At 48.6% G+C, this 22,465-nt stretch carries 25 protein-coding genes; 23 read left to right on the top strand and 2 right to left on the bottom strand.

The features are described from left to right. The first annotated feature begins 118 nt into the window (after positions 1 to 118). From alr to gatA, 18 genes are all read left to right on the top strand, one after another. A complete protein-coding gene (alr, locus tag MHB80_RS23780; protein ID WP_341283061.1) occupies positions 119 to 1,312 on the top strand; it encodes an alanine racemase in 1,194 nt (397 codons plus the stop codon). A gap of 231 nt (positions 1,313 to 1,543) precedes the next feature. Then, the gene (locus tag MHB80_RS23775; protein WP_046233825.1) at positions 1,544 to 1,825 is read left to right on the top strand and encodes a CopG family ribbon-helix-helix protein; all 282 of its coding nucleotides are present in this window, start codon (positions 1,544 to 1,546) and stop codon (positions 1,823 to 1,825) included. 3 nt (positions 1,826 to 1,828) lie between these two features. Continuing rightward, a complete protein-coding gene (locus MHB80_RS23770; protein WP_046233824.1) occupies positions 1,829 to 2,179 on the top strand; it encodes a type II toxin-antitoxin system PemK/MazF family toxin in 351 nt (116 codons plus the stop codon). Positions 2,180 to 2,488: 309 nt separating this feature from the next. After that, positions 2,489 to 3,214: an SAF domain-containing protein gene (locus MHB80_RS23765; protein WP_341279287.1), complete on the top strand. Its 726-nt coding sequence runs from the start codon at positions 2,489 to 2,491 to the stop codon at positions 3,212 to 3,214. After that, positions 3,214 to 4,059, top strand: coding sequence for a hypothetical protein (locus MHB80_RS23760; RefSeq protein ID WP_341279286.1), 846 nt, complete (start codon positions 3,214 to 3,216; stop codon positions 4,057 to 4,059). Before MHB80_RS23765 ends, MHB80_RS23760 begins: the two co-directional genes overlap by 1 nt. A gap of 56 nt (positions 4,060 to 4,115) precedes the next feature. Continuing rightward, positions 4,116 to 5,435, top strand: coding sequence for an ATPase, T2SS/T4P/T4SS family (locus MHB80_RS23755; RefSeq protein ID WP_341279285.1), 1,320 nt, complete (start codon positions 4,116 to 4,118; stop codon positions 5,433 to 5,435). Then, the gene (locus MHB80_RS23750; RefSeq protein WP_341279284.1) at positions 5,428 to 6,363 is read left to right on the top strand and encodes a type II secretion system F family protein; all 936 of its coding nucleotides are present in this window, start codon (positions 5,428 to 5,430) and stop codon (positions 6,361 to 6,363) included. Before MHB80_RS23755 ends, MHB80_RS23750 begins: the two co-directional genes overlap by 8 nt. 48 nt (positions 6,364 to 6,411) lie before the next feature. Continuing rightward, the gene (locus MHB80_RS23745) at positions 6,412 to 7,302 is read left to right on the top strand and encodes a hypothetical protein (RefSeq protein WP_341279283.1); all 891 of its coding nucleotides are present in this window, start codon (positions 6,412 to 6,414) and stop codon (positions 7,300 to 7,302) included. Between the two features lie 40 nt (positions 7,303 to 7,342). Further along, positions 7,343 to 7,492, top strand: a complete 150-nt coding sequence (locus MHB80_RS23740; RefSeq protein ID WP_200931697.1) for a hypothetical protein — start codon at positions 7,343 to 7,345, stop codon at positions 7,490 to 7,492. A 41-nt stretch (positions 7,493 to 7,533) separates the two neighbouring features. Further along, entirely contained in the window at positions 7,534 to 7,680 is a 147-nt protein-coding gene (locus MHB80_RS23735; protein WP_341279282.1) for a hypothetical protein, read from the top strand. Continuing rightward, on the top strand, positions 7,677 to 8,102 hold the full coding sequence (locus MHB80_RS23730; RefSeq protein ID WP_341279281.1) for a hypothetical protein: 426 nt from the start codon (positions 7,677 to 7,679) through the stop codon (positions 8,100 to 8,102). The genes MHB80_RS23735 and MHB80_RS23730 overlap by 4 nt, the downstream gene beginning before the upstream one ends. Positions 8,103 to 8,124: 22 nt before the next feature. Then, on the top strand, positions 8,125 to 8,613 hold the full coding sequence (locus MHB80_RS23725) for a hypothetical protein (RefSeq protein ID WP_341279280.1): 489 nt from the start codon (positions 8,125 to 8,127) through the stop codon (positions 8,611 to 8,613). 125 nt (positions 8,614 to 8,738) lie between these two features. Next, the gene (locus MHB80_RS23720) at positions 8,739 to 9,968 is read left to right on the top strand and encodes a Xaa-Pro peptidase family protein (RefSeq protein WP_341279279.1); all 1,230 of its coding nucleotides are present in this window, start codon (positions 8,739 to 8,741) and stop codon (positions 9,966 to 9,968) included. An 11-nt stretch (positions 9,969 to 9,979) separates the two neighbouring features. Further along, positions 9,980 to 10,459 (top strand): PH domain-containing protein, encoded by a 480-nt coding sequence (locus MHB80_RS23715; RefSeq protein WP_341279278.1) that lies wholly within the window; start codon positions 9,980 to 9,982, stop codon positions 10,457 to 10,459. Further along, a complete protein-coding gene (locus MHB80_RS23710; protein ID WP_341279277.1) occupies positions 10,452 to 12,017 on the top strand; it encodes a PH domain-containing protein in 1,566 nt (521 codons plus the stop codon). Before MHB80_RS23715 ends, MHB80_RS23710 begins: the two co-directional genes overlap by 8 nt. A 118-nt stretch (positions 12,018 to 12,135) precedes the next feature. Then, positions 12,136 to 12,516: an ATPase gene (locus MHB80_RS23705; protein WP_341279276.1), complete on the top strand. Its 381-nt coding sequence runs from the start codon at positions 12,136 to 12,138 to the stop codon at positions 12,514 to 12,516. Between the two features lie 168 nt (positions 12,517 to 12,684). Next, complete coding sequence (gene gatC / locus MHB80_RS23700) at positions 12,685 to 12,972, top strand: Asp-tRNA(Asn)/Glu-tRNA(Gln) amidotransferase subunit GatC (protein WP_341279275.1); 288 nt, start codon at positions 12,685 to 12,687, stop codon at positions 12,970 to 12,972. Between the two features lie 67 nt (positions 12,973 to 13,039). Then, positions 13,040 to 14,497 carry an Asp-tRNA(Asn)/Glu-tRNA(Gln) amidotransferase subunit GatA gene (gene gatA / locus MHB80_RS23695; RefSeq protein WP_341279274.1) on the top strand — a complete coding sequence of 486 codons (1,458 nt, stop codon included), beginning with the start codon at positions 13,040 to 13,042 and terminating at the stop codon, positions 14,495 to 14,497. 104 nt (positions 14,498 to 14,601) lie between these two features. Here the strand turns inward: gatA and MHB80_RS23690 are convergent, their stop codons facing one another. Beyond that, positions 14,602 to 14,934, bottom strand: a complete 333-nt coding sequence (locus MHB80_RS23690; RefSeq protein WP_341279273.1) for a hypothetical protein — start codon at positions 14,932 to 14,934, stop codon at positions 14,602 to 14,604. Between the two features lie 53 nt (positions 14,935 to 14,987). On the opposite strand from MHB80_RS23690, the gene gatB reads away from it, so the two are divergent. The 4 genes from gatB to MHB80_RS23670 all read left to right on the top strand — a co-directional run bounded on the left by gatB (position 14,988) and on the right by MHB80_RS23670 (position 20,783). After that, positions 14,988 to 16,433 (top strand): Asp-tRNA(Asn)/Glu-tRNA(Gln) amidotransferase subunit GatB, encoded by a 1,446-nt coding sequence (gene gatB / locus MHB80_RS23685; RefSeq protein ID WP_341279272.1) that lies wholly within the window; start codon positions 14,988 to 14,990, stop codon positions 16,431 to 16,433. 172 nt (positions 16,434 to 16,605) lie between these two features. Continuing rightward, entirely contained in the window at positions 16,606 to 18,444 is a 1,839-nt protein-coding gene (locus tag MHB80_RS23680) for a DUF6677 family protein (RefSeq protein WP_341279271.1), read from the top strand. A 72-nt stretch (positions 18,445 to 18,516) separates the two neighbouring features. Further along, positions 18,517 to 18,948, top strand: coding sequence for a peroxide-responsive transcriptional repressor PerR (gene perR / locus MHB80_RS23675; RefSeq protein WP_341279270.1), 432 nt, complete (start codon positions 18,517 to 18,519; stop codon positions 18,946 to 18,948). Positions 18,949 to 19,061: 113 nt separating this feature from the next. After that, positions 19,062 to 20,783 (top strand): glycosyl hydrolase family 18 protein, encoded by a 1,722-nt coding sequence (locus MHB80_RS23670; RefSeq protein ID WP_341283060.1) that lies wholly within the window; start codon positions 19,062 to 19,064, stop codon positions 20,781 to 20,783. Positions 20,784 to 20,978: 195 nt separating this feature from the next. On the opposite strand, the gene MHB80_RS23665 is transcribed toward MHB80_RS23670, so the two are convergent. Continuing rightward, positions 20,979 to 21,329, bottom strand: coding sequence for a YgzB family protein (locus MHB80_RS23665; protein ID WP_231594383.1), 351 nt, complete (start codon positions 21,327 to 21,329; stop codon positions 20,979 to 20,981). 149 nt (positions 21,330 to 21,478) lie between these two features. Between MHB80_RS23665 and MHB80_RS23660 the strand changes: the two genes are divergently transcribed. Then, positions 21,479 to 22,354, top strand: a complete 876-nt coding sequence (locus MHB80_RS23660) for a nucleotidyltransferase-like protein (protein WP_341279269.1) — start codon at positions 21,479 to 21,481, stop codon at positions 22,352 to 22,354. The last annotated feature ends 111 nt before the right edge of the window (positions 22,355 to 22,465 follow it).

Genomic DNA, 22,465 nt, shown 5'->3' with positions numbered 1-22,465 from the left:
CTAATCAAATCCGGCGGTCATTTCATTGACAGTCCTGACGGCAACGTATAACATTATTACTATTGATGTTTACTGGCCCTAATGTATGGGGCTGCCGGATAAGGAGAAGGTGAACGACTTGGAGGGGTATTATCGCCCAACACGGGTAGAAATTTCTTTGGATGCGCTGCGCCGCAATTTAAGCGTGTTTCGAGCGCATATGGGCGAGGGCGTACGCCTGATGGCTTCTGTGAAAGCCAATGCTTATGGCCATGGAGCGGTGGAAATTGCACGGGAAGCTGCAAACAGCGGAGTCGATTATTTAGGGGTCGCTTTTCTAGATGAGGCATTGGAGCTGAGACGGGCAGGCATTTCCATCCCTATATTGGTACTCGGCTATGTTGCGGCGGATGCGCTGTGGCTTGCAAGAAAGCATGACATAACGATAGCCTTGTTTCGTGAGGATGTTTTGGAGGCAGCGTCCAAGCTGCCAGCTCCGGATGAGGATCATTTTAACCATAAGCTAAAGGTTCATATTAAAGTGGATTCCGGCATGGGACGGCTTGGGCTCATTGGAGCGGATGCGGCTATCCCTTTTATCGAAAAGGCGCTTTCCGTTCCCCAGCTTGAAGTCGAAGGCTTATTTACCCACTACTCTCGTGCGGATGAGCATGACAAAAGCTATACGATTTTGCAGCATGAGCGCTTTCAGGAAATTGTTCGTTATGTGCTGCAGCAGGAGCTGCCCATTCCGATTATCCATGCGGCGAATAGCGCTGCAGGCATGGATACGCCGGAGCTTGCGGGCAATATGCTGCGGCTTGGCATCAGTATGTATGGCCTTTACCCGTCGGATGAGGTGCGCCATGATGAGCTGCAGTTGGAGCCCGTATTATCGCTTAAGACGGAGATCGTTATGGTGAAAAATGCACCTTCAGGCTGGGGTATCAGCTATGGCGCACGTTATGTGACGGAGGGCGAGGAGCGGATTGGCACGCTCCCGATTGGCTATGCCGACGGCTTTAGCCGGATGCTCACAGGCAAAGCACAAGCGCTCGTCCGTGGCGTGAAGGTTCCTGTCCGCGGTACGATTTGCATGGATCAGTGCATGATTGCGCTTGATGCAGCGGCGACGGAAGCTGGAGAAGCCGTAGAGCAAGGCGAAGAGGTTGTGCTCATTGGCGAGCAGGGCAATGCGCGGATTTCTGTAGAAGAGGTTGCGAAGCAGCTCGATACGATTAATTATGAGGTTACCTGCATGCTGGCCGCTCGTGTACCGCGTGTCTATATGAAGGACGGAAAGGCGCTATCCGTCGTAAATCCTTTAATTTGACAGCATAAGCATGCGGGAAAAATTTCAAATGCCATTTTTACGCAAAAAAAGAGGGATTTCACCATTTGTCTCGAATTAATGCTAGGTCGGGTTTAAAGACGCTAAAGTACGTCATGTTCGTACAGCATATTTGATATATCGCTGACATAGATATGTTGAAGTATAGAGGGGCCTTATTATTGCAATAATGTGTATTAAAGGTTGTGGAGAAGTTTTGGAGGTGCTTGTTCGGTGGCCAATGTGCAGAACACCAAGAGGATCATGATTAGCTTGCCGGATCATTTACTGGAGGAGGTTGACGGTATCGTAGCTAAGGAGAACTCTAACCGCAGTGAATTTATTAGGCAGGCTATGAAGCTGTACCTTGTGGAAAGAAAGAAACGGCAAATCCGCGAGTCCATGCAGCGTGGGTATCTGGAGATGGCTAAAATCAACTTGAACATGGCCTCGGAAGCTTTTCAAGCGGAGGTAGAGGCTGATCACACGCTCGGCCGTCTTGTAAGCGGGGTGTAGAGCTTGATCGTAAAACGTGGAGACGTGTTCTTTGCTGATCTGTCACCTGTCGTCGGATCGGAGCAGGGAGGAGTGCGGCCTGTTCTTGTCATTCAGAATGATATCGGCAACCGGTTTAGTCCGACCGTCATTGTGGCGGCCATTACCGCGCAGATTCAGAAGGCGAAGCTCCCTACACATGTAGAAATGAACGCGGCTGCACATGGCTTTGACCGGGATTCCGTCGTTCTGCTTGAGCAGATTCGAACGATCGACAAACAGCGGCTAACCGACAAAATTACGCATTTGGACGATGAAACGATGCGTAAAGTTGATGACGCGCTGCTGATTAGTGTGGGCCTGATTGATTTTTAAACGATGGCGTCTATAGAAAGGACGCCGTCAGGCCTTTCTTCTTAACGGGCTAAATCCTGTATAAATGCGCTTTTTTATAGCATCGTTGATGCTGTAGGAGAGCGCATTTGTGCATAAGCGGCGTGTGAAAATTTATTTTTTAAAAATAGATGGACAAGAAATGTTTCCTTTGCTATTATGTGGTTAATCAAGGAACAATCCAATTGTATATGAGCAATACTTAGCGAAGAACGCTAGTAGTTAAGCCTTTTACAGGCTGCTGCTGCGTTCTTTTTTTGTTGTCTGCTAATGGCTCGGAAGGGAGAAGGGATGAATAGAAAAAGGAATATTTGGATAAGTGTGCTGGCTGCGCTCTTCTCGGGTGCGCTTGTGTACGGCCTGTTTCAGATTCAGCAGCTGCAATTGCAGCGTCAAGAGATGGTTGCCGTCGTCGTACCCAAGCGCTTTATTGCTGCTGGGGTGACTATAATGGCAGGGGATCTCGCCTATCGGTATGTGCCGAAAGCGGCTTATGACAATGGAATGCTGCTGGACGTTGCGACTGCTGTTGGAGTGGAGACGATTGTGCCGCTGGGCACGCAGGAACCGATTCTCGGTTGGAAAATCGATCGTTTTCACCTGCTGCCGGGCAGTAGCGAATCGACCTTTCAAATTCCGCGGGATTATGTACGTTCCATTTCTAACGGCATTCGTGCCGGGGATAAGGTCGTGCTTTATTTATCCGGTGAAGGAGAAGACTCCGGCCGCTTGTTTGATCTGGCTGTTACAGTAGCGTCAGTCAAATCTTCAGGAAATGTTGAAATCGATAATATGGAAGATCCGAATCTGCTCTCCTTAGCGGATGGGGATAAGGAAAAGATGTACGCCTCGCGACGTGAGGCCAATGGCATGATCGATTATATCAACCTCAATCTGACCGAGAGGCAGTGGCTCGAAATCGATGGTTATTGCAAGGATGGAAGCTATAAGCTTGTCATAGCTTTCAGCCCGGAATCGCTCAATGTTGTGGATGAGACTAAGGAGGAACAGCCTTGATGGAGCAGCGAATACCCCTCATTGCCTTTGTTGGAACGACGCCTAATATTGGGACTACGACAGCTGCTTTTGCCGCGGCGTACCGAATGGCCGAAGCCAGCGGCCTTCGTGTCGGGTATTTATGTCTGCATCTTAAGAGCGCGAAGCTCCATCGCTACCTTGGCATCCAGGAGCCGCAAAGCACACTCGACAAGCTGCGGCCCGAGCTGCAATCCGGCTCACTGACACCAGAAAGATTGAAGAGTGCTATGCATAAGGTCGAAGGAAGAGGGAATTTGCGAGTGCTGTTCGGCAATGTCGTGCGTGATCAGGCCGAATTTTTCACACCCGATGAGGCGGAGCATTTAATCCATATTGCAGAGCAAACCTTTGAGGTGCTTTTTATGGATGTCAGCGCTTATTGGGATAATGCAGCTACCGTTTGTGCATTGCGGCTGGCGAGCACGCGAGTTGTGGTTACGACGGCTGCGCTTTCCCATTTCCAGGAGGATGGGAGACGATGGATAACACAAATTTCCCCGTTATTCGGCTTAACAGCTGACCAATACAATACCGTTATTATACAGCCCCCATGGGGCAGAGGAGGGTATCGAATGAAAGATATTTGCAAGGAAATGGGTACGGTGAAGCTGGGTGAAATGCAAATGACGAAGGATACGTTTATACATTTGGACAGCGGCAAGCTTGGCCAATGGCTGGGGGAAGATCAAGTGGGCAGAGCGGCAATGAAAAAACCATCGCAGCAGCTAATGGAGCGATATGGCATTCGAACGGTGGCACCTGCTTTTAAGCTGCAGCCTTGGTACCGCAAGCTGCTCTCGCATCGTAATGAGGCCCGCTCTTGAGGGCGGGGGATAGCCGATTCTCTCCTTTCGATTATTCAGCTCAGTTGAGAGTGGGGGTGACTGGAAGCAAGGAGGGGCAAGCCGGAGAACCGGAGCTGCCTGCTGCGTCACATGAAGCGGATTTTGACAGACTCGCTGACGAGATGAAAGCTTTTCTGGCTGCGCCGCGCGGACTGAACGATGAGGAGCGCAGACAGTACAATGAGACACTGAACCGGGCTGTGCTTGGCTTTATGCCAGAACGGGAACAGATCTATGCGGTCATTAATGATCGGCTGCGGCGACTGCGCATTCATAATCAAGATGGTTATCATCATCCCTACCAAACACTTGCTGAGGCCCTATTCGCTGAGGTTATTGGGCTGAATGTACTGGAGCTGGTTTTGCAGCATAAGGATGGGCTGGAGGAAGTGCAGGTCGTAGGCACACAAATTTATGAGGTCCGCAGTGGCGAGGCTGTTATGTCTCAGCATCAATTTGCAAGTGTTCGCGATGTTGAACGCATCCAGAGTAATTTGGTGCTGTATAACAACGATCGGTTCACCCCGCGCAAGCGCTGGGCGGAAGTAATGCTTAGCGACGGCTCGCGCGTCACGATGACAGGATTCGGCTTCACCTCGAAGCCAACGCTGACGATTCGCTTTTTTACTGTAAAAAGCTTCGGTCTGCCTGTACTTTGCGAGCCGGAATACGAAACGATAAGTGGTGCGATGCTTTCAATGCTGCAAGCTGTGCTTCATGCAAGATTCAACCTCATTATTATTGGACCGACGAATTCCGGCAAGACCCACCTCATGAAGGCGCTAATTGCCAGCCTGCCGGATGAGGAGAGAATCATTACTATTGAAGGGCGCTTCGAAATGATGCTCGGAAGAGATTTTCCAACAAAAAATATCGTTGAATACGAAACCGACGAGGACGATCCGCAGCACCGCGCCAGCCGGGCATTCAAATTGGCGCTCAGGCAATCTCCGCAGCGCATCGTGCATGCGGAGATCAGGGACAGCGATGCGAACATTTATGTGAGAGCCTGCACGAGAGGGCATTCCGGCAGTATGACAACCGTGCATGCAAGTACGCTTGAGGATGTGCCAGAGGCGATCACCGATATGTGCATGCAAGATGGGCGAGGCATGAACCCAGAACGGCTGACAAAACGAATTGCTGAGTATGTAGTAGAGATTGGAATTGAAATGCAGAGCATCAAGGGCCGGCGTATCGTATCGCGTCTTGCTGAAATAGGCTGGGCTGACAACGAGGTAAAGGTACGCGATTGGGCGGTTTATGATGAAGCGCTGGAGCAGTGGCAATATCCGCAGCGGCCTTCGCAGCGAGCGATGAGGAAGCTGGCGAGGGGAGGTTTGTTTTTTGACTAGGCTGTACGTTTTTGGAGCCGGTGCGCTGCTGTTTTTATTTTTGTTTATTATGCTTGCTGCGCTGCTTGTCATGTGGATGGAAAGGCATGAGCGGTTAGCGAGACTGGCCTATCGGGAGCGAGGGCGGTTCCGCCACCTTCTAGAGCAGCGGCTGCAGCGGCTGGACAAGCTTTATCGCCCGCTTGCTGATTTATTGGAGGCACTCCAGATTAAGCTGCAGCCATTGGCATTTTTATGCTTGTCGGGACTGCTGCTGCTGATTGGGCTGGCGGCTGGCGGATTGTTTTTTCAGACGGTAAAAGGCACCTTGCTATTCGGGTTTGTACTGGGCTTTATACCGTATACGGTGCTGCGCGCGCTGCTCGTCCAGCGTCAAATGCAGACACAGGTCGAATTTTTGCCCGCCATTGAGCTGTTTTACCAGTGTTATCTAGTATCCGGAGGGATACAAGTGAGGGCAGCGCTGCAGCGAACGGTTGACGAAAGACGGCTGCTTGGCCCGATGAAAGCCGTTTTTGAGCAATTATATCGCAATTTGTCTGTCCGTGGTGATGATGAAGCGAGTTTGCGGATTTTTGCTGCATCGCTTGGGCATACGTGGGCGGATTACTTCGCTAATATTTTGCGGGTTGCGCTTGCTGAAGGCGTGCCGATGGCAGATGGCCTCAAGAATTTGCTGGCGGACATGCGTAAGGCGCGCCGCGCGAATGAGCAGGAACGGAACCGGCTGTTGGAAATCCGAATTGCCAATTTTACGCCGTTATTGTTTCTGGCTTTATTTATTGGCATCAATTTGCATTATAACGAGCAGAATGCCTACTACTATTACGTTCTCGACCCAAAGGGCAGAGATATGCTTTTAAATGCGCTGCTGCTCATTTTTGCCTCCTTCCTAATGGGACTATGGTTATCTCGAAAAAAAATGTAAGCGGCTGTGAACTGCGTATTTGCAAGCTGAAAAGGAGGCAAGGCTGCGATGCATCATTGGGTGGAAGGCGGCGTGCGTACTGGAGCAATTGCGGCCCAGTTTATATTCGGATTTATTGCAGTGGCCGCTATACTTAGGCTGCTGCCGCAAAGGAAGCCGCGATGGCTGCATCTCACTGGAATCAACTGGCGTTCGAGAAAAATATCAGATAGCTGGCTCAGCAAGCTTAGGCTCTCAAGGGAACAGCAGTCATACGTTGACCGTGAAATGCTGCTCGCCGGATGCGGGGTGGAGGCAGATGCCAGTTGGTACGCAGCTGCACGCAAATTGCTGCTCATCGTATTGTTGATAGGCATTTCCATAGGTGTTCCTGTCAGTGTGGGTCTGGGTCAAGGCAGCACAATAGCCTATTTAACCGCGGGGCTCGTTTTTTGCTGGATTATGCTGGTGTGGGATTTGCCTTGGCTGCGTTTGCTGCGTAAGCTTCGAACTGAACGCATGACGAAGGAGATTTATGTAATAAGCAATCAATTGCTTTATTTGGCCGATTCGTCGCTGCATATTCATACGAAGCTATCGCGCTGCATTCCGTATACGAGTACGCTTCGCGGCGATTTGGAGCGATTGCTGGCGGAATGGTATCACGATGCCGAACAGGCATTACGTCAATTCAAGCTTAGAATGGGAACGGATGACGGCATGAGCTTTGTAGAGACCATTGATTCCCTTCGCATAGATGACAGCGAGGAATATTATATGCTTTTGCGCGACCGTATTCAGGAGTATAAGGAGAAGCTGGAGCTTGCCAAGGACAGCCGCAAGGAGACTACATCGTATTTGCTCTTTATGCTCGCTGGCGTTCCTATTTTGTATACGTTTCAAGTATTCATTTATCCATGGGTGATGGAGGGACAGAAGCTGTTCGCATCATTGGGCTGAAGACTTGGCAGCCGCCACATAACAAGGAGGTGAATTCATAATGCGCAATATATTAATGACCGTCATGCTGTTAGTTGTTGTTATTTTGCTTTTCAACGGCATTATTGCTAAAGATACAACGGGCACAAGCAGCCAAATCCAGTCGCAAGGAGACGCTGCCAATGAAAAAATCAGCAAGCTGCTGCAGTAAGTTGCAAGCCGTTTATAGCGGTAGGAATGGAGGGGAAGACGATGCGAAGCCTGCTGGCAGCCATATTGCTGCTTGTAACGATGGTTATGATTTACTCTGGTATTGCAGAAGGGGATCAGGGAATGAACAAACAGCTCGAACGCTCAGGTGATGCCACAAGCAGCTATATAAGGACTATGAGCCCGTGAAGAGCATTTTAGTATTTGTGCTGTTTGCTACGATTTTATGCTGGCTGATGTTCTCGCCTATTTATAAACATGTGCTCATTGTTAGGCAGGCTGTACTGCAGCAGGAGGTCGATTATTTACTGGAAATCGGGGCGAGCGGCAAGCATGGCTACATCAGTCCGGAGATGGTCGAGCAATCGCGGCAGCGACTGGCGAAGTTTGGAATGAAGCCGGAAGGGCTGATTTTTGAGGTGGCATCCGATAATGGCGAGCAGGCAACCAATTCTACTATGCCGTTGCTGCGCGGGACAGGATTGATTGTTCTGCTTAGCTATCCCTATGAGGGGCTGTTTCAATTGGATCGCTTAATCGGAGTGAAGCCACCTGATGAAAATGGCAGGCTTCGCGCTACAGGCATCAAAATGAGCGAATATGTACCTTGAACAGGCGACAGGGAGTTATGCTATGTATAAGCTGACAATAATTGTGCTGATGATGACAATGTGGCTCATGCTTCACGTTATGCAGACGGATGAGGAGATTGCGATGAAGACGCTTTTTCAGGGCAAGCATGCACTAAACCGTGCCGTTCATGCGGCCGCACAGCAGGTCGATAAAGCAGCTTTGGGAGACGGTGTCATCCGCATTGATCCGATAACGGCTGAAGCGGCAGCAAGCCGCTATTTGCAAGGCAACCTGCAGCTTGATTCGGCAGGGAAACCGCTCGGCAGCTCCTTCCTGCATGAGCCGGTTAAAGTTATGGTCTTCGAGGTCATTAACGGTGAGCATACTTTTCCTTATCAATATGTAAATGCAGAGTTCAGTTATGAGGCTACGCTGTACCGCCCGGGAGTTGTGATGATTATAAAGGTTGTGAACCCGAGGGTATTCACAGTGCTTAAGCCAATTGAATGGACGATTAAAGGCGTATCCGAGCTGACTTTTAATTTTTAATCCTTTAATAGAGGGAGATGTTGATCATAAAAATGCTTGCGGCAGCTGCCTTGCAGTTGACTGCCTTTTGTAAAATTGTTCTAATGAAGGGGAGGGATAAATGATTTTGGGAGTTGAGCAAAGCGATGGATAAGACAACGATAACTAGAGACATACCGGATGACTTGGTTCATGAGCGCATAAGCAAGCTTCAGCTGGAGCTGGGGAAGAAGGCCATTGACGGCATGCTGCTTACGCAAAATATAGATTTATATTACTACACAGGCTCGATGCAAAATGGCTATGCTTTTGTTCCAGCCGAAGGCATGCCCGTATTTTTTGTCAAACGCAGCCTTGAGCGTGCAAGACTGGAAACGCTAATTGCTGTAGAGCCATTAGGCTCATTCCGCCAATTCGGTCAGACGCTCGCAGAGCGTTTTCCACAGCTGTTTAAGTCAGGAAGTACTGTTACTGTGGCTGCGGATCTTGATGTGCTTCCTGCACAAACCTATTTTAAGCTTAACCAGCTGCTGCTAGCGGCAGGGGCAGGCGAGCTGGTGGACGGTTCAGCCCTTATTAGAGGGCAGCGTATGATAAAGTCACCTTGGGAAATCAAGCGAATTGAAACTGCAGCACAGGCTGTAGACGAGGCGCTAGGTGAAGCTTTGAATGTATTGAAGGAGGGCATTAACGAACTAGCCTGGATAGCGCGAGTAGAATATGAGCTGCGGCTTCGCGGGCATATCGGCTTGATGCGTATGCGAGGCTACAATCAGGAAGTAGCGACAGGGATGGTCACGTCAGGAGCCGCTGCTGCGGTGCCAACTTATTTTGATGGTCCGGCAGGGGGCCTTGGCTTAGGGGCTACTTCACCGCAAAGCGTCAGCCGCAGAGTCATTGGACGAAATGAGCCTATACTCATTGATGTGGGCTGCTGTATTGACGGCTACATTATCGATCAGACGCGTACTGCGGTTATTGGCGAGCTTTCAGAGCAGCTTGCTCATGCTTACCGAACGTCGGAGGAGATGATGCGCGCAGCAGAAAAAGGGATGATTTCCGGGACGCCATGCTCTGAGCTGTATATCGCTTCTCTTGATCAAGCGGCTGCTGCAGAGTTGTCTGCGCATTATATGGGCTTTGGCCATGATCAGGCCAAGTTTCTCGGACATGGTATTGGCCTTGAAATAGACGAGTGGCCTGTGCTGGCTCGCGGCTTCGACCTGCCGCTTGCTGCTGGAATGGTGCTTGCGGTCGAGCCGAAATTTACTTTTCCGGGGCAGGGTGTTGTCGGAGTGGAGAACAGCTATGTAATAACTGACGGCACGCCCCGCCAGCTTACATGCACGAAAGAGCAGCTTATTGTGCTGCCATAGGGGGATGAGAGATGAATCGTGCTTTAACACAAAGAGTCGATAGAGATTACGTTAAGGTTAGCCGAATGGGAGCAGCTATTGCAGCGGCTATTGGCTATTTGCTCGTATGCGGTTATGCGGCTTTGGCGATATCGAAAGGGTGGACGCTTATCCCGCTGTGGATCGGGCTCGCTGTCGTTACGGCTTATAGTGTATTAGATATTTGGGTAGTTCCTAGCCTCCGCTACCGTCACTTTCAATATGAACTGTTTGAGGAAGAGCTTGAGCTGCAATATGGACTGATTATTATTAAAAATGTACTCGTTCCGATGGTGCGTGTCCAGCATGTCGAACTGGAGAGCGGACCGCTCATGCGGAAGTTCAAGCTGGCTAGCGTAGCGGTTGTAACGGCAGCCACGACCCATCGCATTAAAGGGCTCAAGCTGGAAAAAGCCGAGGAGCTGAAGCGGAAAATCGGGCAGCTGGCGAAAGTGGATGATCAGCATGAGTAATCTGCGAAGACTGCATAAAGTATATGTTGTTTTTACGCTGTTTCAGTTTATTAAAGGACTACTGCCGCTCATAATCATTACAATGCTTAGGAAATCGGGATTGCTCGGACTGGAATGGTACTGGTATGCGGGAGCAACCGCCCTGGTGCTGCTATCCTTGTTATTCGGGTGGCTGGAATGGAGAGCATTCACCTATACGGTAGAGGAAGACCGGATCATTTTGCGCAAAGGCGTTTTATTCAAGGATGAGAAGACGATTTATTATGGACGCATCCATTCGGTGAATGTAGATCAGCCCTTTTTGCAGCGAATACTTGGCGTTGCGGAGTTGAAGATTGAAACCCCGGGCGGCGGAAAAACCGCAGATGGCATTTTGCCTGCGCTCGCCGCTGGCGAAGCGGAGCAGCTTCGCCAGCAGCTGCTGTCTCGTCACAATCATGTTATGGAAGAGGGAATAACGCGAAATTCGCAGGAGGAGTCCGAGAAAGCCGACACATTCGGCTCTGATGGAGAGCTGCGCGGTGATGCTGCCTCCGTATCCGAACGGCATATCGATGCTCTTTTTCAAAAAAGTTCGGGCCTCCCTTCAACAGAATCAAGAGATAGCGCTTATTTCCGCTTAACAAGCGGACAATTGTTGATGGCGGCTGCAACATCGCTCAATTTAGGGCTGGCGATTGCTTTTATCGCTGGTATTTATTCATTTGCTAATGATTTTTTGGAGAAGTTTACTCCAATCCGGTTTTTTGAGCAATTGTATACGGAATCGCAAAGCCTCGTACCCGGCTACTTCATCATCGTCATTGTAATTGCTGCTATTATTGCATTGGCCGCAGGTTGGGCACTATCGCTAATTTTGTATATTATCAAGTACAGTGGGTTTACTGTTAAGCGGGAGGGTAAGCGCATATCGGTTTCCTATGGACTGTTGAACAAAAAAGCATATTCGTTTGACCCCGATAGGGTGCAGTCCGTGATCGTTGAAGAAGGGCTTCTTCGCCAATGGATAGGCTACGCTCAAATTAAGCTGCAAGTCGTTTCTTCCGACAAAAATGAGCAGCTCATGCTGCATCCCTTTTTGCCCATAACAGAGATGGAGAAGATGATTGGGCTTTTTGTGCCGCAAATGAAGTGGTCAGCTATCGAGGCTAAGGCACCGAAGCGGGCTTTGTTCTATTATATGAGAATCTGGCTTCTTCTCACGCTTGTGATCTGTGCAACGTTAATCGTCATCTGGCCTCTTAATGGACTATGGTCGCTGCTATTGCTTCCGCTTGTTGCGCTCTGGAGAAGGGCATGTCATCAAACGGCGGGCTTAACCCTTAAGGATGGTCAACTCATTTTGCGGCGCCGGCATTTTTCCAAGGTCACGTATTTGCTGCGCAGACAACAAATTTTGGCAATGACTCTAAAACGCAGCCGGGCCCAGCAGAGGGAAAATCTTGTATCACTGAGCGTGCAAACAATGGGTACGGTCAATGATTATAGTGTGTCGCTACTGGAATATCGGGATATGGAGCGGGTTTGGAACTGGTATAGCAGGGAGGGACGAAGCTAGCAAAAGCGTCGCTCTCGGCTTCCGACCCGCGATAGTTTCAATCCCTATTGGACACCGCTACTATTTTTTAGTAGGATAATAGTTATAGGTTAGCGTCCGATAGATAGGAGTGAAGACGATGCTTAGTTTGGGAACTAAGGTAATTATTATATCTGATCATTTTGAGCAAAATCTTCCCGTAGGGGAATATGGTTATATAATTGCTTACGATCGCAATGCTGACAATGTATTTGATTACGTGGTGCGCGTTCCGGCCGCCAATCGCAATTTTTTGCTGCCCGATGAAGATGTGGAGCTGGAAGATGTGTTGCTTCAAGAAGAGGTTGACCGCATCGAACGCGAATCGCTGATCGACTTCGCGCTGGCAACTCATAATGAAGAGCTGTTTAAGCGTATAATGAGAGGCGAAGAGTCTGCTCCAGAAGCGGAGCCAGCAGCTGCTGAAGGCCAAAGCCAGAAGGATTTTATAAGGCAGGTTAATTTGAAAGCGTGGATTTAATAAGCTTCTGCGAGATGACCCTTCCGCCAGGTGCGGGAGGGTCATCTGCTATTAATAGGTATTGCAGAACATAAGCGTTCTAGCCCATGTTTGTGCACTTTGTCAAAATGTGATTCTAGGCTATAATAGAAAGAATGATTGCAGGCTTAAGAAGGGGGAGGAACATTCATGAGCATTACGATTAAAGATGTCGAGCATGTTGCGAATTTGGCTCGCCTTGAGCTGTCTGACGAGGAGAAGGATAAATTCACCGAGCAGCTTAATGCGATTTTAAAATATGCAGAAAAGCTGAACTCGCTTGATACAGAAAACGTCGAGCCGACCAGCCATGTGCTGCCGATTACGAATGTGACACGCGAGGATATAACGCAGGAATCGCTGCCGATCGAGAAGGTGCTGCTCAACGCACCTGATGAAGAAGACGGCCAAATTAAAGTGCCAGCTGTATTGGAATAGTCCGCTTGATCGAGCGCGATAGCTTTAAAGGCTTACTGCGCTTTTATATTGAAGGGAGGAACATGTTTTGTCACTGTTTGATTTGCGTCTTCAGGATGTACATAACAAGCTGAGCCAAAAGGAGCTTTCCGTCACCGAACTGGTTGATGAATCCTTTGCTCGTATTAAAGCAACAGAAGCTTCCATTCAAGCGTTCCTTACGCTTAATGAAGAGGGAGCTCGCCAGCATGCAGCCGAACTGGACAAGCAGCTTCAAGCAGGAGTGGAACGCGGCTTGCTGTTTGGTCTTCCGGCTGGAATTAAAGATAATATCGTTACCGAAGGCTTGCGCACAACATGTGCCAGCCAGTTTCTAGATAACTACAATCCAATTTATGATGGAACGGTTGTCAGCAAGCTGAAATCGGCGCAATCCGTCACGATCGGCAAGCTGAACATGGATGAGTTTGCGATGGGCGGCTCGAATGAAAATTCCAGCTATTATCCGACTCGCAATCCGTGGAATACAGAATATGTGCCGGGCGGTTCCAGCGGCGCTTCTGCAGCTTCTGTTGCTGCGGGCCAAGTTTATTTCTCGCTTGGCTCTGATACAGGCGGTTCGATCCGTCAGCCAGCAGCATATTGCGGCATTGTCGGTCTTAAGCCAACGTATGGCCTTGTTTCCCGTTTTGGGCTTGTTGCTTTCGCTTCATCGCTGGACCAAATCGGTCCTTTGACGAAAAATGTTGAGGATTCCGCATTTGTGCTGCAAGCGATTGCTGGCTATGATGCGAAAGACTCTACTTCCGCGAACGTAAGCATTCCGGACTATTCGTCTGCCTTGACAGGCGATGTCAAAGGCTTGCGCATTGCGGTACCGAAGGAATATTTGGGAGAAGGCGTCGATCCAAAGGTTAAGGAAGCGGTTTTGAATGCACTGAAGGTGTATGAAAGCCTTGGCGCAACATGGGAAGAGGTTTCGCTGCCGCATACCGAATATGCTATTGCTGCTTATTATTTGCTTGCTTCTTCTGAAGCTTCATCCAACTTGGCCCGTTTTGATGGCGTTCGTTACGGCGTCCGTGCAGACAATCCAGCGAACCTGATTGATTTGTACCGCAAATCGCGCAGCGAGGGCTTCGGTCCAGAAGTTAAGCGCCGTATTATGCTGGGAACGTATGCGCTTAGCTCCGGCTACTATGACGCGTATTATTTGAAAGCACAAAAAGTGCGCACGCTCATTAAACAAGATTTTGACCAAGTATTTGAAAAATATGATGTCGTCATCGGGCCAACTGCCCCGACAGCAGCGTTCAAGCTTGGCGAACAAGTTGGCGACCCGCTAACGATGTATTTGAACGATATTTGTACGATTCCGGTCAGCCTTGCAGGCGTTCCGGCAATCAGCATTCCTTGCGGCCAAGCGGACGGTTTGCCAATCGGCTTGCAAATTATCGGCAAAGCCTTCGACGAGTCGACGGTTCTGCGCACGGCCCATGCCTTCGAGCAAAATACCGAATTTCATAAGCTGCGTCCGCAGCTCTAATATATTCAGTCTTACAGGGCTAACCAGAGGGTTCTGCCTGTAGGTTGATTGTACAGGCTTAGCCCGATAGGTTGTACCTTATAGGTTTTCTTATTTATGTTGTCTTATGTAAGTTTTACCTTGCTATAAAAGCTAGCTTGCGACGCGATTTTTACCTTTTTGCTGCCATAGAAGCTAGATGGAAAAGGCAAGCGGAGTGGAAAGGTTGAACTGTAGAAGCGCAAGTGTTCGCCTTTGCCCAAGAATTTTACCGCTGAGCGGGATTGATCAAGCGCAAACGGCTGCCGCCGTCCTCTGGCGGCTAAGCTACCGTTTCGCGTAGAAATATAGAGAAAGGATTGGGAAATAATATCCTTTCCTATATTTTCAAAAAAAATGCTTGGGCAACAGCGATCGAAAGTCAACCTTTTCACGCAGCGCAGCTCCTTTTTCATCATGCTTTATGCCACCAAAGTAACCTCGCCCAGCAAAATTCTAAGGAGGATTAACGATGTCTGAAGCGACTCAATATGAAACGGTAGTCGGGCTGGAGGTGCACGTTGAGCTGCACACCAACAGCAAGATTTTTTGCGGCTGCTCCACCGCTTTCGGAGCTCCGCCTAATACGCATACCTGCCCGGTCTGCCTTGGTCATCCCGGCGTGCTGCCGGTGCTGAACAAGCAGGCGGTTGAATACGCGATGAAGGCTGCGATGGCGCTCAATTGCACAATTGCTGATGTCAGCAAATTTGACCGTAAAAACTATTTTTATCCCGATTCGCCTAAAGCTTATCAAATTTCGCAATTCGATCAGCCTATCGGCGAGAACGGCTGGATAGATATTGAAGTAAATGGCGTTACGAAACGAATTGGCATTACCCGTCTGCACTTGGAAGAGGATGCGGGCAAGCTGACGCATGTTGATGGAGGTTATGCCTCACTCGTTGACTTTAACCGTGTCGGCACGCCGCTCGTTGAAATTGTTTCCGAGCCGGACATTCGTACGCCTGAGGAAGCGAAAGCCTATCTGGAGAAGCTGAAAGCGATTATGCTTTACTGCGAAGTATCGGATGTGAAAATGGAAGAGGGCAGCTTGCGCTGCGACGCGAACATCAGCCTTCGTCCTTATGGACAAGAGAAGCTTGGCACGCGCGCTGAGCTGAAAAACATGAACTCCTTCCGCGGTGTTCAGCGTGGCCTTGAATATGAGCAATGGCGTCAGGCCGAGGTGTTGGACGGTGGCAATAAGGTTGTTCAAGAAACTCGCCGCTGGGATGAAGCGCAGGGCAAGACGATTTCGATGCGCGGCAAAGAAGAATCCCATGACTATCGTTATTTCCCGGACCCGGATTTGGTTCGCCTCTATATCGATGAAGAGTGGAAAGAACGTGTCAAAGCTTCGATTCCTGAGCTTCCAGATGCACGTAAAGCCCGCTATACTAGCGATTACGGCTTGCCTTCCTATGATGCTGATGTTATTACGGCATCGAAGAAAATGGCAGACTTCTTTGAAGCAAGCTTGTCCTATACGAAGGATGCGAAAGCTGTATCCAACTGGATTATGGGCGACCTGCTCGGGTATTTGAACTCGAACAGCCTGGAGCTGTCCGATGTGAAAATTACCGGACAAGGGCTTGGAGAAATGATTGGCTTGCTGGAGAAAGGCACAATCAGCAGCAAAATCGCCAAAACCGTCTTTAAGGAAATGCTGGAATCCGGCAAGCTGCCGCAGCAAATCGTTGAAGAGCAGGGCCTCGTACAAATTAGCGACGAGGGGGCAATCATTGCCATCGTCGATAAAATCATTGAAGCGAATCCGCAATCGGTTGAGGATTTCCGCGCAGGCAAAGAGAAGGCGATCGGCTTCCTTGTCGGCCAAATTATGAAAGAAACGAAAGGCAAGGCGAATCCGGCAATGGTTAACAAAATGCTGCTTGAGCGTCTTCAACAAGCCTAATATAGCTTCATTAACATGCAAGTTGATTAATGATAATCAATGAAGAGCTGTCCACAAGCTGGACGGCTCTTTTTTTGCATTTTCAAGCAAAAGCCTATGAGCGGGGCATCTATGGTACAATAATAAGCAATAAACTTGCATATACGGGGGACATGTTTTGCAGGAGCATGGGATGAACACGGGACGTAGGAAAAGTCGATTGCTTACGGTGCTGCTAGCCTTTCTATGGCCGGGAGCGGGACATTTATATACAGGGGAATATACAAGAGGGCTGCTGCTTGCCGCTGGTATTTTGCTAGATGGCGGCACTATTGTTCGTTTGGCGGATGCGGATGGTGCGAAGCATTTGCTGCTTATTGTTTATTTAGGGCTTGCGCTGCCTGTATTTTATTTTATTAGCGTCTATGATGCGCTGCAAAGCTTGGATCGGCGAACGGAAACGCAGCCCGGTTTAAAGCTTAGGGACGGCATACTCATTATGGTGGCGGGCATTTTGCTTATGCTGCTGCTCATGCTTCGGCAGCCGACTTCTTTGTTTACTTGGTTTGATGAAGCGGCAAATTATGCGGTAGGCCCTGTTCTAGGGCTGATCGCCGTATGTTTAGTTTTGCGCCAGCGGCTGGCGGCGGTGTTTCGGTTAGGAAGCTTTACGGCTTCTCTATTTATTGCCGCTGCAGGAGGGCTGCTGTTGTGGGATGAAATACACAGCAGCAATGTTTTTGCGCTGATGCGTTATTGGTGGCCTGTCTTGTTTATATGTCTGGGAGGCGAGCTCGTCGCTTACAGTCTATTGCAGCGGCGGTCGCGAAAGCAATTGCGACTTGATTTTATCGGAAGCATGGCAGCGGTTGTCATTGCTGGCTTTGGCTTTTTAGTAACACAATATGCAGATCTGCCTTTTCGCTGGATTGATCAATATGTCGATTTGAATGGCGCACAGGATTATGGCGAGGAAAAAGGCTTCCATTATCAGAAAGAAGTACTCATTGTTCCGATGGAAGAAAAGACGACAGCTATTCAGATTTATAATGTGAATGGCAAAGTGACGCTTCAAAGCGGAAATAATGATTATATCAGCATAGATACCGAGGTATGGGTTGATATCGCTGATGAAGCTGAGGCCGATAAAATGGCCGAAAAATCGAAGATCGAGGCGTCATCAAGCGGTGAAAAAATCACCCTGCAGGCCCAAAGCAGCAGCTATGGGGAGAACGGGACGCGCAAACCACGTATAAATATTACCGTAACCGTGCCTCGTTTGCCGAATGTTCAGGTGGAGGACTCTCCACATAATGTGGAACAAGCCTCTGCTTCAAACGCGACATCAACACCAGCTCCTGAGCAGTCTCCCCTACAAGTGGAGGGGCAGCAGCGGGACGAACAGCCGTCGAGACAGCTTTCTGTACTCGTGCATACTGATAATGGACCGATAAAAGTTAAAAACCTTGATGCTCCCGGTGGTGTGGAGCTCTCCAGCGATACAGGCGAAATTTTAGCAGAAGGAATACAGGGCAGTGTTCAGGCGAAAGCAAATAATGGAACGATTACTCTTCGTCATATAATAGGCGATACAAGTATAACCTTATTAAATGGGGCTGTTACCGCAGCATCTATTACAGGGAATGTATTTGCAGAAGCGACTAATGGGGCTTTGAAAATGACGAACATTTCGGGAGATATAGAGGCCGATACGAAAAATGGAAAAATCAACATTAATGAAGCTAGCGGCACCATAAAGGCTGCTACCCTAAATGGCGGCATAGAGCTGGCGAGCTCGGTAGTCGGCGGTGACTGGGATGTTGATAGCTCCGTAGGGGAAATTAAACTGACTGTCCCGCAATATGGTAGTTATACGGTGTATGGGTCGGTCACTTTTGGCGCAATTACAACGAATTTGCCGCTCGAAGTCAGTAAAAAGACAGTGAGGGGAACGATTGGAGACGGCCAATACCGTCTGCAAATTAATGCTAATAACAGTATTGCCATACAGCATGGCGCCACGGACCAATAACCGCATTCATTGACAAATCATTTTGAAAACACGTACAATAGCTTTAAATACTAATTGAAAGGCGTGAGGGGAATGGGAGCCGTCAATGCAGCATTGCAGCAATTAAAAATGAATGGTGTCCGTATGACCCCGCAGCGTCATGCCATTTTAAGCTTTTTAATGGAATCGATGACTCATCCGACAGCCGATGAAATTTATAAATCACTGTCGCCTAATTTTCCAAGCATGAGCGTGGCGACCATATATAATAACCTACGGTTATTTGTAGAAGCGGGGCTTGTTAAGGAACTGACATATGGAGATGATTCCAGCCGCTTTGATGCGGATACATCGGAGCATTATCATGCCATATGCAATGACTGTGGCCAAATTGTTGATTTTGAATACCCGCCGTTACTTGAGGTGGAGCGTGTGGCATCGCAGGAGACCGGTTTTATCGTGCAAGGGCATCGAATGGAAATTTACGGTTCCTGCTCTACTTGTGCAGCGGCTAAGAAGCAATAGCTAACCATTAAGCAAGAATTAAACCTAACAAAATGATGGCGTGCAGGGAAGCGTTCAACCGCGGATATGCACGCTTTCGTCTTTTATAAAGGAGCGCGATACGCTTGGAAACTATGCTTCGCCGAACTCCTCGTCGCCGCAAGGGCAGTGGGGTTCGGAATACATTTCTCTTTTTAATCGTTATTTTGGCAGCAGGTGGTGGTTGGTTTGTATATGACCGCTACATTCCTAATTTTAAACAAATAGTTCCCGATTATGGGATGAAAAATCCAATCGTCGTTCATGGCGAAGCAATGAAGCAAGGTGCCATTATTGAAAATAACGAAGTGAAGCTGCCGCTTCCTGTCCTTCAGCAGGTGCTTGGGGCAGACCAGCCTATACGCTATGAAGCGGATAGTGGATCAATTATTTTCACAACAGCGAATAAGGTGCTGCGTTTGCAGACAAATTCCTTGACGGCGACTGCGAATCGCAAGCCCTTTGACTTGACGATTACAGCTGAGGTGCAGGATGATGTGGTTTACATTCCAATTACGCCGATTGAAGAGCTTTATGGTCTACAGACAGAGTACGTTGAAAATTCGGGAGTTGTTTCCCTGCTTCAGTCTGGGGAGGCTATTCAACTGGCGGAAGCCAATCGGGAGAAAGGATCGGCTATACGGACAGAACCTACTATTAGGGCGCCGATTGTGGAGAAGGTTCCACTCGCGGGCAAGCTCAGAGTTTGGGGAGAATATGGTGGCTGGCTGCTCGTTCAGGGACCGGATGGCCATCCGGGTTATATCGCTAAGGGTGATACCACGCTCACTGGCATGGAGCAGATTGCGCCTAGCGATAATGAAACGGATTTTGTTGCTTGGAAGGTTACAGGCAGCAAAATCAATCTGACCTGGGAGGCTGTTTATCAACGCAAGCCAGATCCAACGACAATTCCGGAAATGCAAGGCGTCAATGTCGTCAGTCCAACCTGGTTTGAGCTTCAGGATGCGAATGGGACAATTAAAGGTAAGGCTGATCCAGCGTATGTAAAATGGGCTAAAGAGCAGAAGATGCAGGTGTGGGCGCTCTTCAGCAACGGGTTTGAGCCTGATCGGACGAGTGCGGCTCTGGCGACAGTAGATACGCGTTTTCATATGATCCAGCAGCTGCTTGCATTTGCAGAGCTGTATCATTTGCAGGGCATTAATGTAGACTTTGAAAATGTATATACGAAAGATAAGGAAAACCTGGTCCAGTTCGTCCGTGAGCTGACGCCTCTGCTTCATGAAGCAGGACTAGTCGTATCTATCGATGTGACGCCTAAGTCCAACAGCGAGATGTGGTCTGTTTTTCTAGATCGTAAAGCTCTTGGCAAAGTTGTAGACTACATGATGGTTATGGCTTATGACGAGCATTGGGCAACAAGCCCAGTTGCGGGGTCGGTCGCTTCGCTGCCTTGGACGGAGCAATCCTTGAAGAGAATATTGGACGAAGATGGTGTTCCTGCAAGCAAGCTTATATTGAGCATGCCGCTATACACCAGGATTTGGACGGAGACCGAAGAGAATGGCGAAACCAAGGTAAGCTCCAAAGCGCTTGGCATGGATAAAGTGAAAGAAATTATTACGCAAAATAAGCTGAAGCCTGTACTCGATGGAGATGCTGGGCAGCATTATGTGGAGTATAAGGAAGAGGATGCGCTCAAACGCATCTGGATTGAGGACGAGCTGTCGATCAAAGCTAGAGTTGCATTGGTTAAAAAGTACGGGTTAGCTGGAGTAGCAACCTGGCAGCGCACTTTTCAAACGAACGCTATCTGGGAAACGATTGATAGCGCGTTGAATAAAAAGCCGTAATTGCAATAATAACGCTACAATTTTATTAGAAAGAAGGCCATCGCGAGTTCAGCGATGGCCTTCTTTCATTCTAATATGAAAATTTATAAGCTTGATCTTCAAGCTTACCTGCTATATCTGGACGAAAAGGGCGATGCCTCCTTTTGGCGGCATCGCCCTTTTACCTTTATGTAACATATTTTTAAGAGCGGCGTATTATTCGGAAGGAGCATGTGTGGCTTGCGCCGGATCGAGAGTCAGAATCGTTTTGCAGAACATGCAGCGATCCGTTTTTCCGAGCATTTTCGTTGGACGATTGCATTCGGGGCAGGTTAGCATCGTTGCACTGGTTGACATCATGCCTGCCCAGAAATAAACGGCAACGCTAACGAGCAATGAAATCATCCCGATAACCATAAAAATCGCGGCAACGATTTTACCAGCTTGTCCCCAAAGAACGATTCCGGCTGTACCGAGAATCATAACACCCATGCCGACGAGTGTGAAAATCAGCCCCCACAGACGAAATTCGTTTATTTTCGCTGATTTGAAAAAAAACTTATTCACTTTGTCCATCCTCTCCGTGGTATTCTTATTAAAATCAGACGGTTTTCCATCCATGTAAGCAGGAAACTGTCCTCGGTTTGTCGAAATAACAAACACCGTAGATTATTATTATATCTTAATCATATTGGATTAGCTATACGGAGGCCCAAGTGAAACATATAAAAGAACATTTCATTCAAACGCATCAATCACAGCGAGAATTGCTTGGTCTAATCGCAATCGAGAACTCTTATGCTTACAGTCCGTTGACCGAAGGATTGGATTTGCTACTGCTTGCAATTGTCGAGCAGACTGCTGTTCAAAGTATTGAGCATGTCCGTATTGAAGGCCAGCATGTGCTGATCCGCAGTGCGAGTGTAGGTCATCTGGAGCAGTGGATGGCAAGCGGGGAGAACAAAAGTATTATTCAATGGATAGTTCGGGGGGAGATACTGTTGGAGCGCGACAGCCGTATAAGCGATATTCGTGAGCGCATTATACAATTTCCGGACGTCATGAGAGAGCAAAAGCGGTTTGTAGAGTTCTCCGGCTTTCTGAGAAGTTACCTGCAGGCAAAGCATGATTACGAAGAGCGCAATATACTGGATGCATACAGTAATATATTAACTGCTCTGCATCACTGGGCGCACATTGTATTAATTGAAGAAGGGCAGCATCCAGAGCTAACCGTGTGGCGTCAAATGCGCAGGGTTCATCCTGGGGTTTACAAGCTTTATGAAGAATTAACCGTTAGCCCTGAAACGCTGGAGCAGCGTGTTCAACTTGTTATGCTTGCTTGTGAGTTTACGGTAATCAATAAAATGAAGGACTGCTGTTCCTTGCTCATTAATATCATGATGAGCCGAGAGGAGCCATGGAGCATCAGCGAGCTTCAGGAGCATGAGCGAATAAAGACCCTTCATGTCGATTTATCATTGTTGTTGCAACGATTGGTTAAACGCTCGCTTATTCGCGAGGTAGCGGTGATGGCAGCTAGCGGAGATACTGAGGCGTTGGAGCTTCGATACATGACGCTCGCTGTATAAAATAGAACGGAAAAAGATACCCAGCTCGCTTGTTTCAAGCAGAGGGTATCTTTTTTTGAAATAGGGCTTGACTAATTTTTGCGAGCTGTGATATATTAATACACGCCGCTT

The organism is Paenibacillus sp. FSL H8-0537, assembly GCF_038051995.1.
Classification (GTDB): domain Bacteria; phylum Bacillota; class Bacilli; order Paenibacillales; family Paenibacillaceae; genus Pristimantibacillus.
This window is presented reverse-complemented; position numbering and strand designations above follow the sequence as displayed.

Coding starts and splice junctions, on each gene's coding strand:
- MHB80_RS23765 (WP_341279287.1), top strand. CDS start 2,489: ATGAATAGAAAAAGGAATATTTGGATAAGTGTGCTGGCTGCGCTCTTC.
- MHB80_RS23760 (WP_341279286.1), top strand. CDS start 3,214: ATGGAGCAGCGAATACCCCTCATTGCCTTTGTTGGAACGACGCCTAAT.
- MHB80_RS23745 (WP_341279283.1), top strand. CDS start 6,412: ATGCATCATTGGGTGGAAGGCGGCGTGCGTACTGGAGCAATTGCGGCC.
- MHB80_RS23740 (WP_200931697.1), top strand. CDS start 7,343: ATGCGCAATATATTAATGACCGTCATGCTGTTAGTTGTTGTTATTTTG.
- MHB80_RS23735 (WP_341279282.1), top strand. CDS start 7,534: ATGCGAAGCCTGCTGGCAGCCATATTGCTGCTTGTAACGATGGTTATG.
- MHB80_RS23725 (WP_341279280.1), top strand. CDS start 8,125: ATGTATAAGCTGACAATAATTGTGCTGATGATGACAATGTGGCTCATG.
- MHB80_RS23720 (WP_341279279.1), top strand. CDS start 8,739: ATGGATAAGACAACGATAACTAGAGACATACCGGATGACTTGGTTCAT.
- MHB80_RS23715 (WP_341279278.1), top strand. CDS start 9,980: ATGAATCGTGCTTTAACACAAAGAGTCGATAGAGATTACGTTAAGGTT.
- MHB80_RS23710 (WP_341279277.1), top strand. CDS start 10,452: ATGAGTAATCTGCGAAGACTGCATAAAGTATATGTTGTTTTTACGCTG.
- MHB80_RS23705 (WP_341279276.1), top strand. CDS start 12,136: ATGCTTAGTTTGGGAACTAAGGTAATTATTATATCTGATCATTTTGAG.
- gatC (WP_341279275.1), top strand. CDS start 12,685: ATGAGCATTACGATTAAAGATGTCGAGCATGTTGCGAATTTGGCTCGC.
- MHB80_RS23690 (WP_341279273.1), bottom strand. CDS start 14,934: ATGATGAAAAAGGAGCTGCGCTGCGTGAAAAGGTTGACTTTCGATCGC.
- gatB (WP_341279272.1), top strand. CDS start 14,988: ATGTCTGAAGCGACTCAATATGAAACGGTAGTCGGGCTGGAGGTGCAC.
- MHB80_RS23680 (WP_341279271.1), top strand. CDS start 16,606: ATGAACACGGGACGTAGGAAAAGTCGATTGCTTACGGTGCTGCTAGCC.
- perR (WP_341279270.1), top strand. CDS start 18,517: ATGGGAGCCGTCAATGCAGCATTGCAGCAATTAAAAATGAATGGTGTC.
- MHB80_RS23670 (WP_341283060.1), top strand. CDS start 19,062: ATGCTTCGCCGAACTCCTCGTCGCCGCAAGGGCAGTGGGGTTCGGAAT.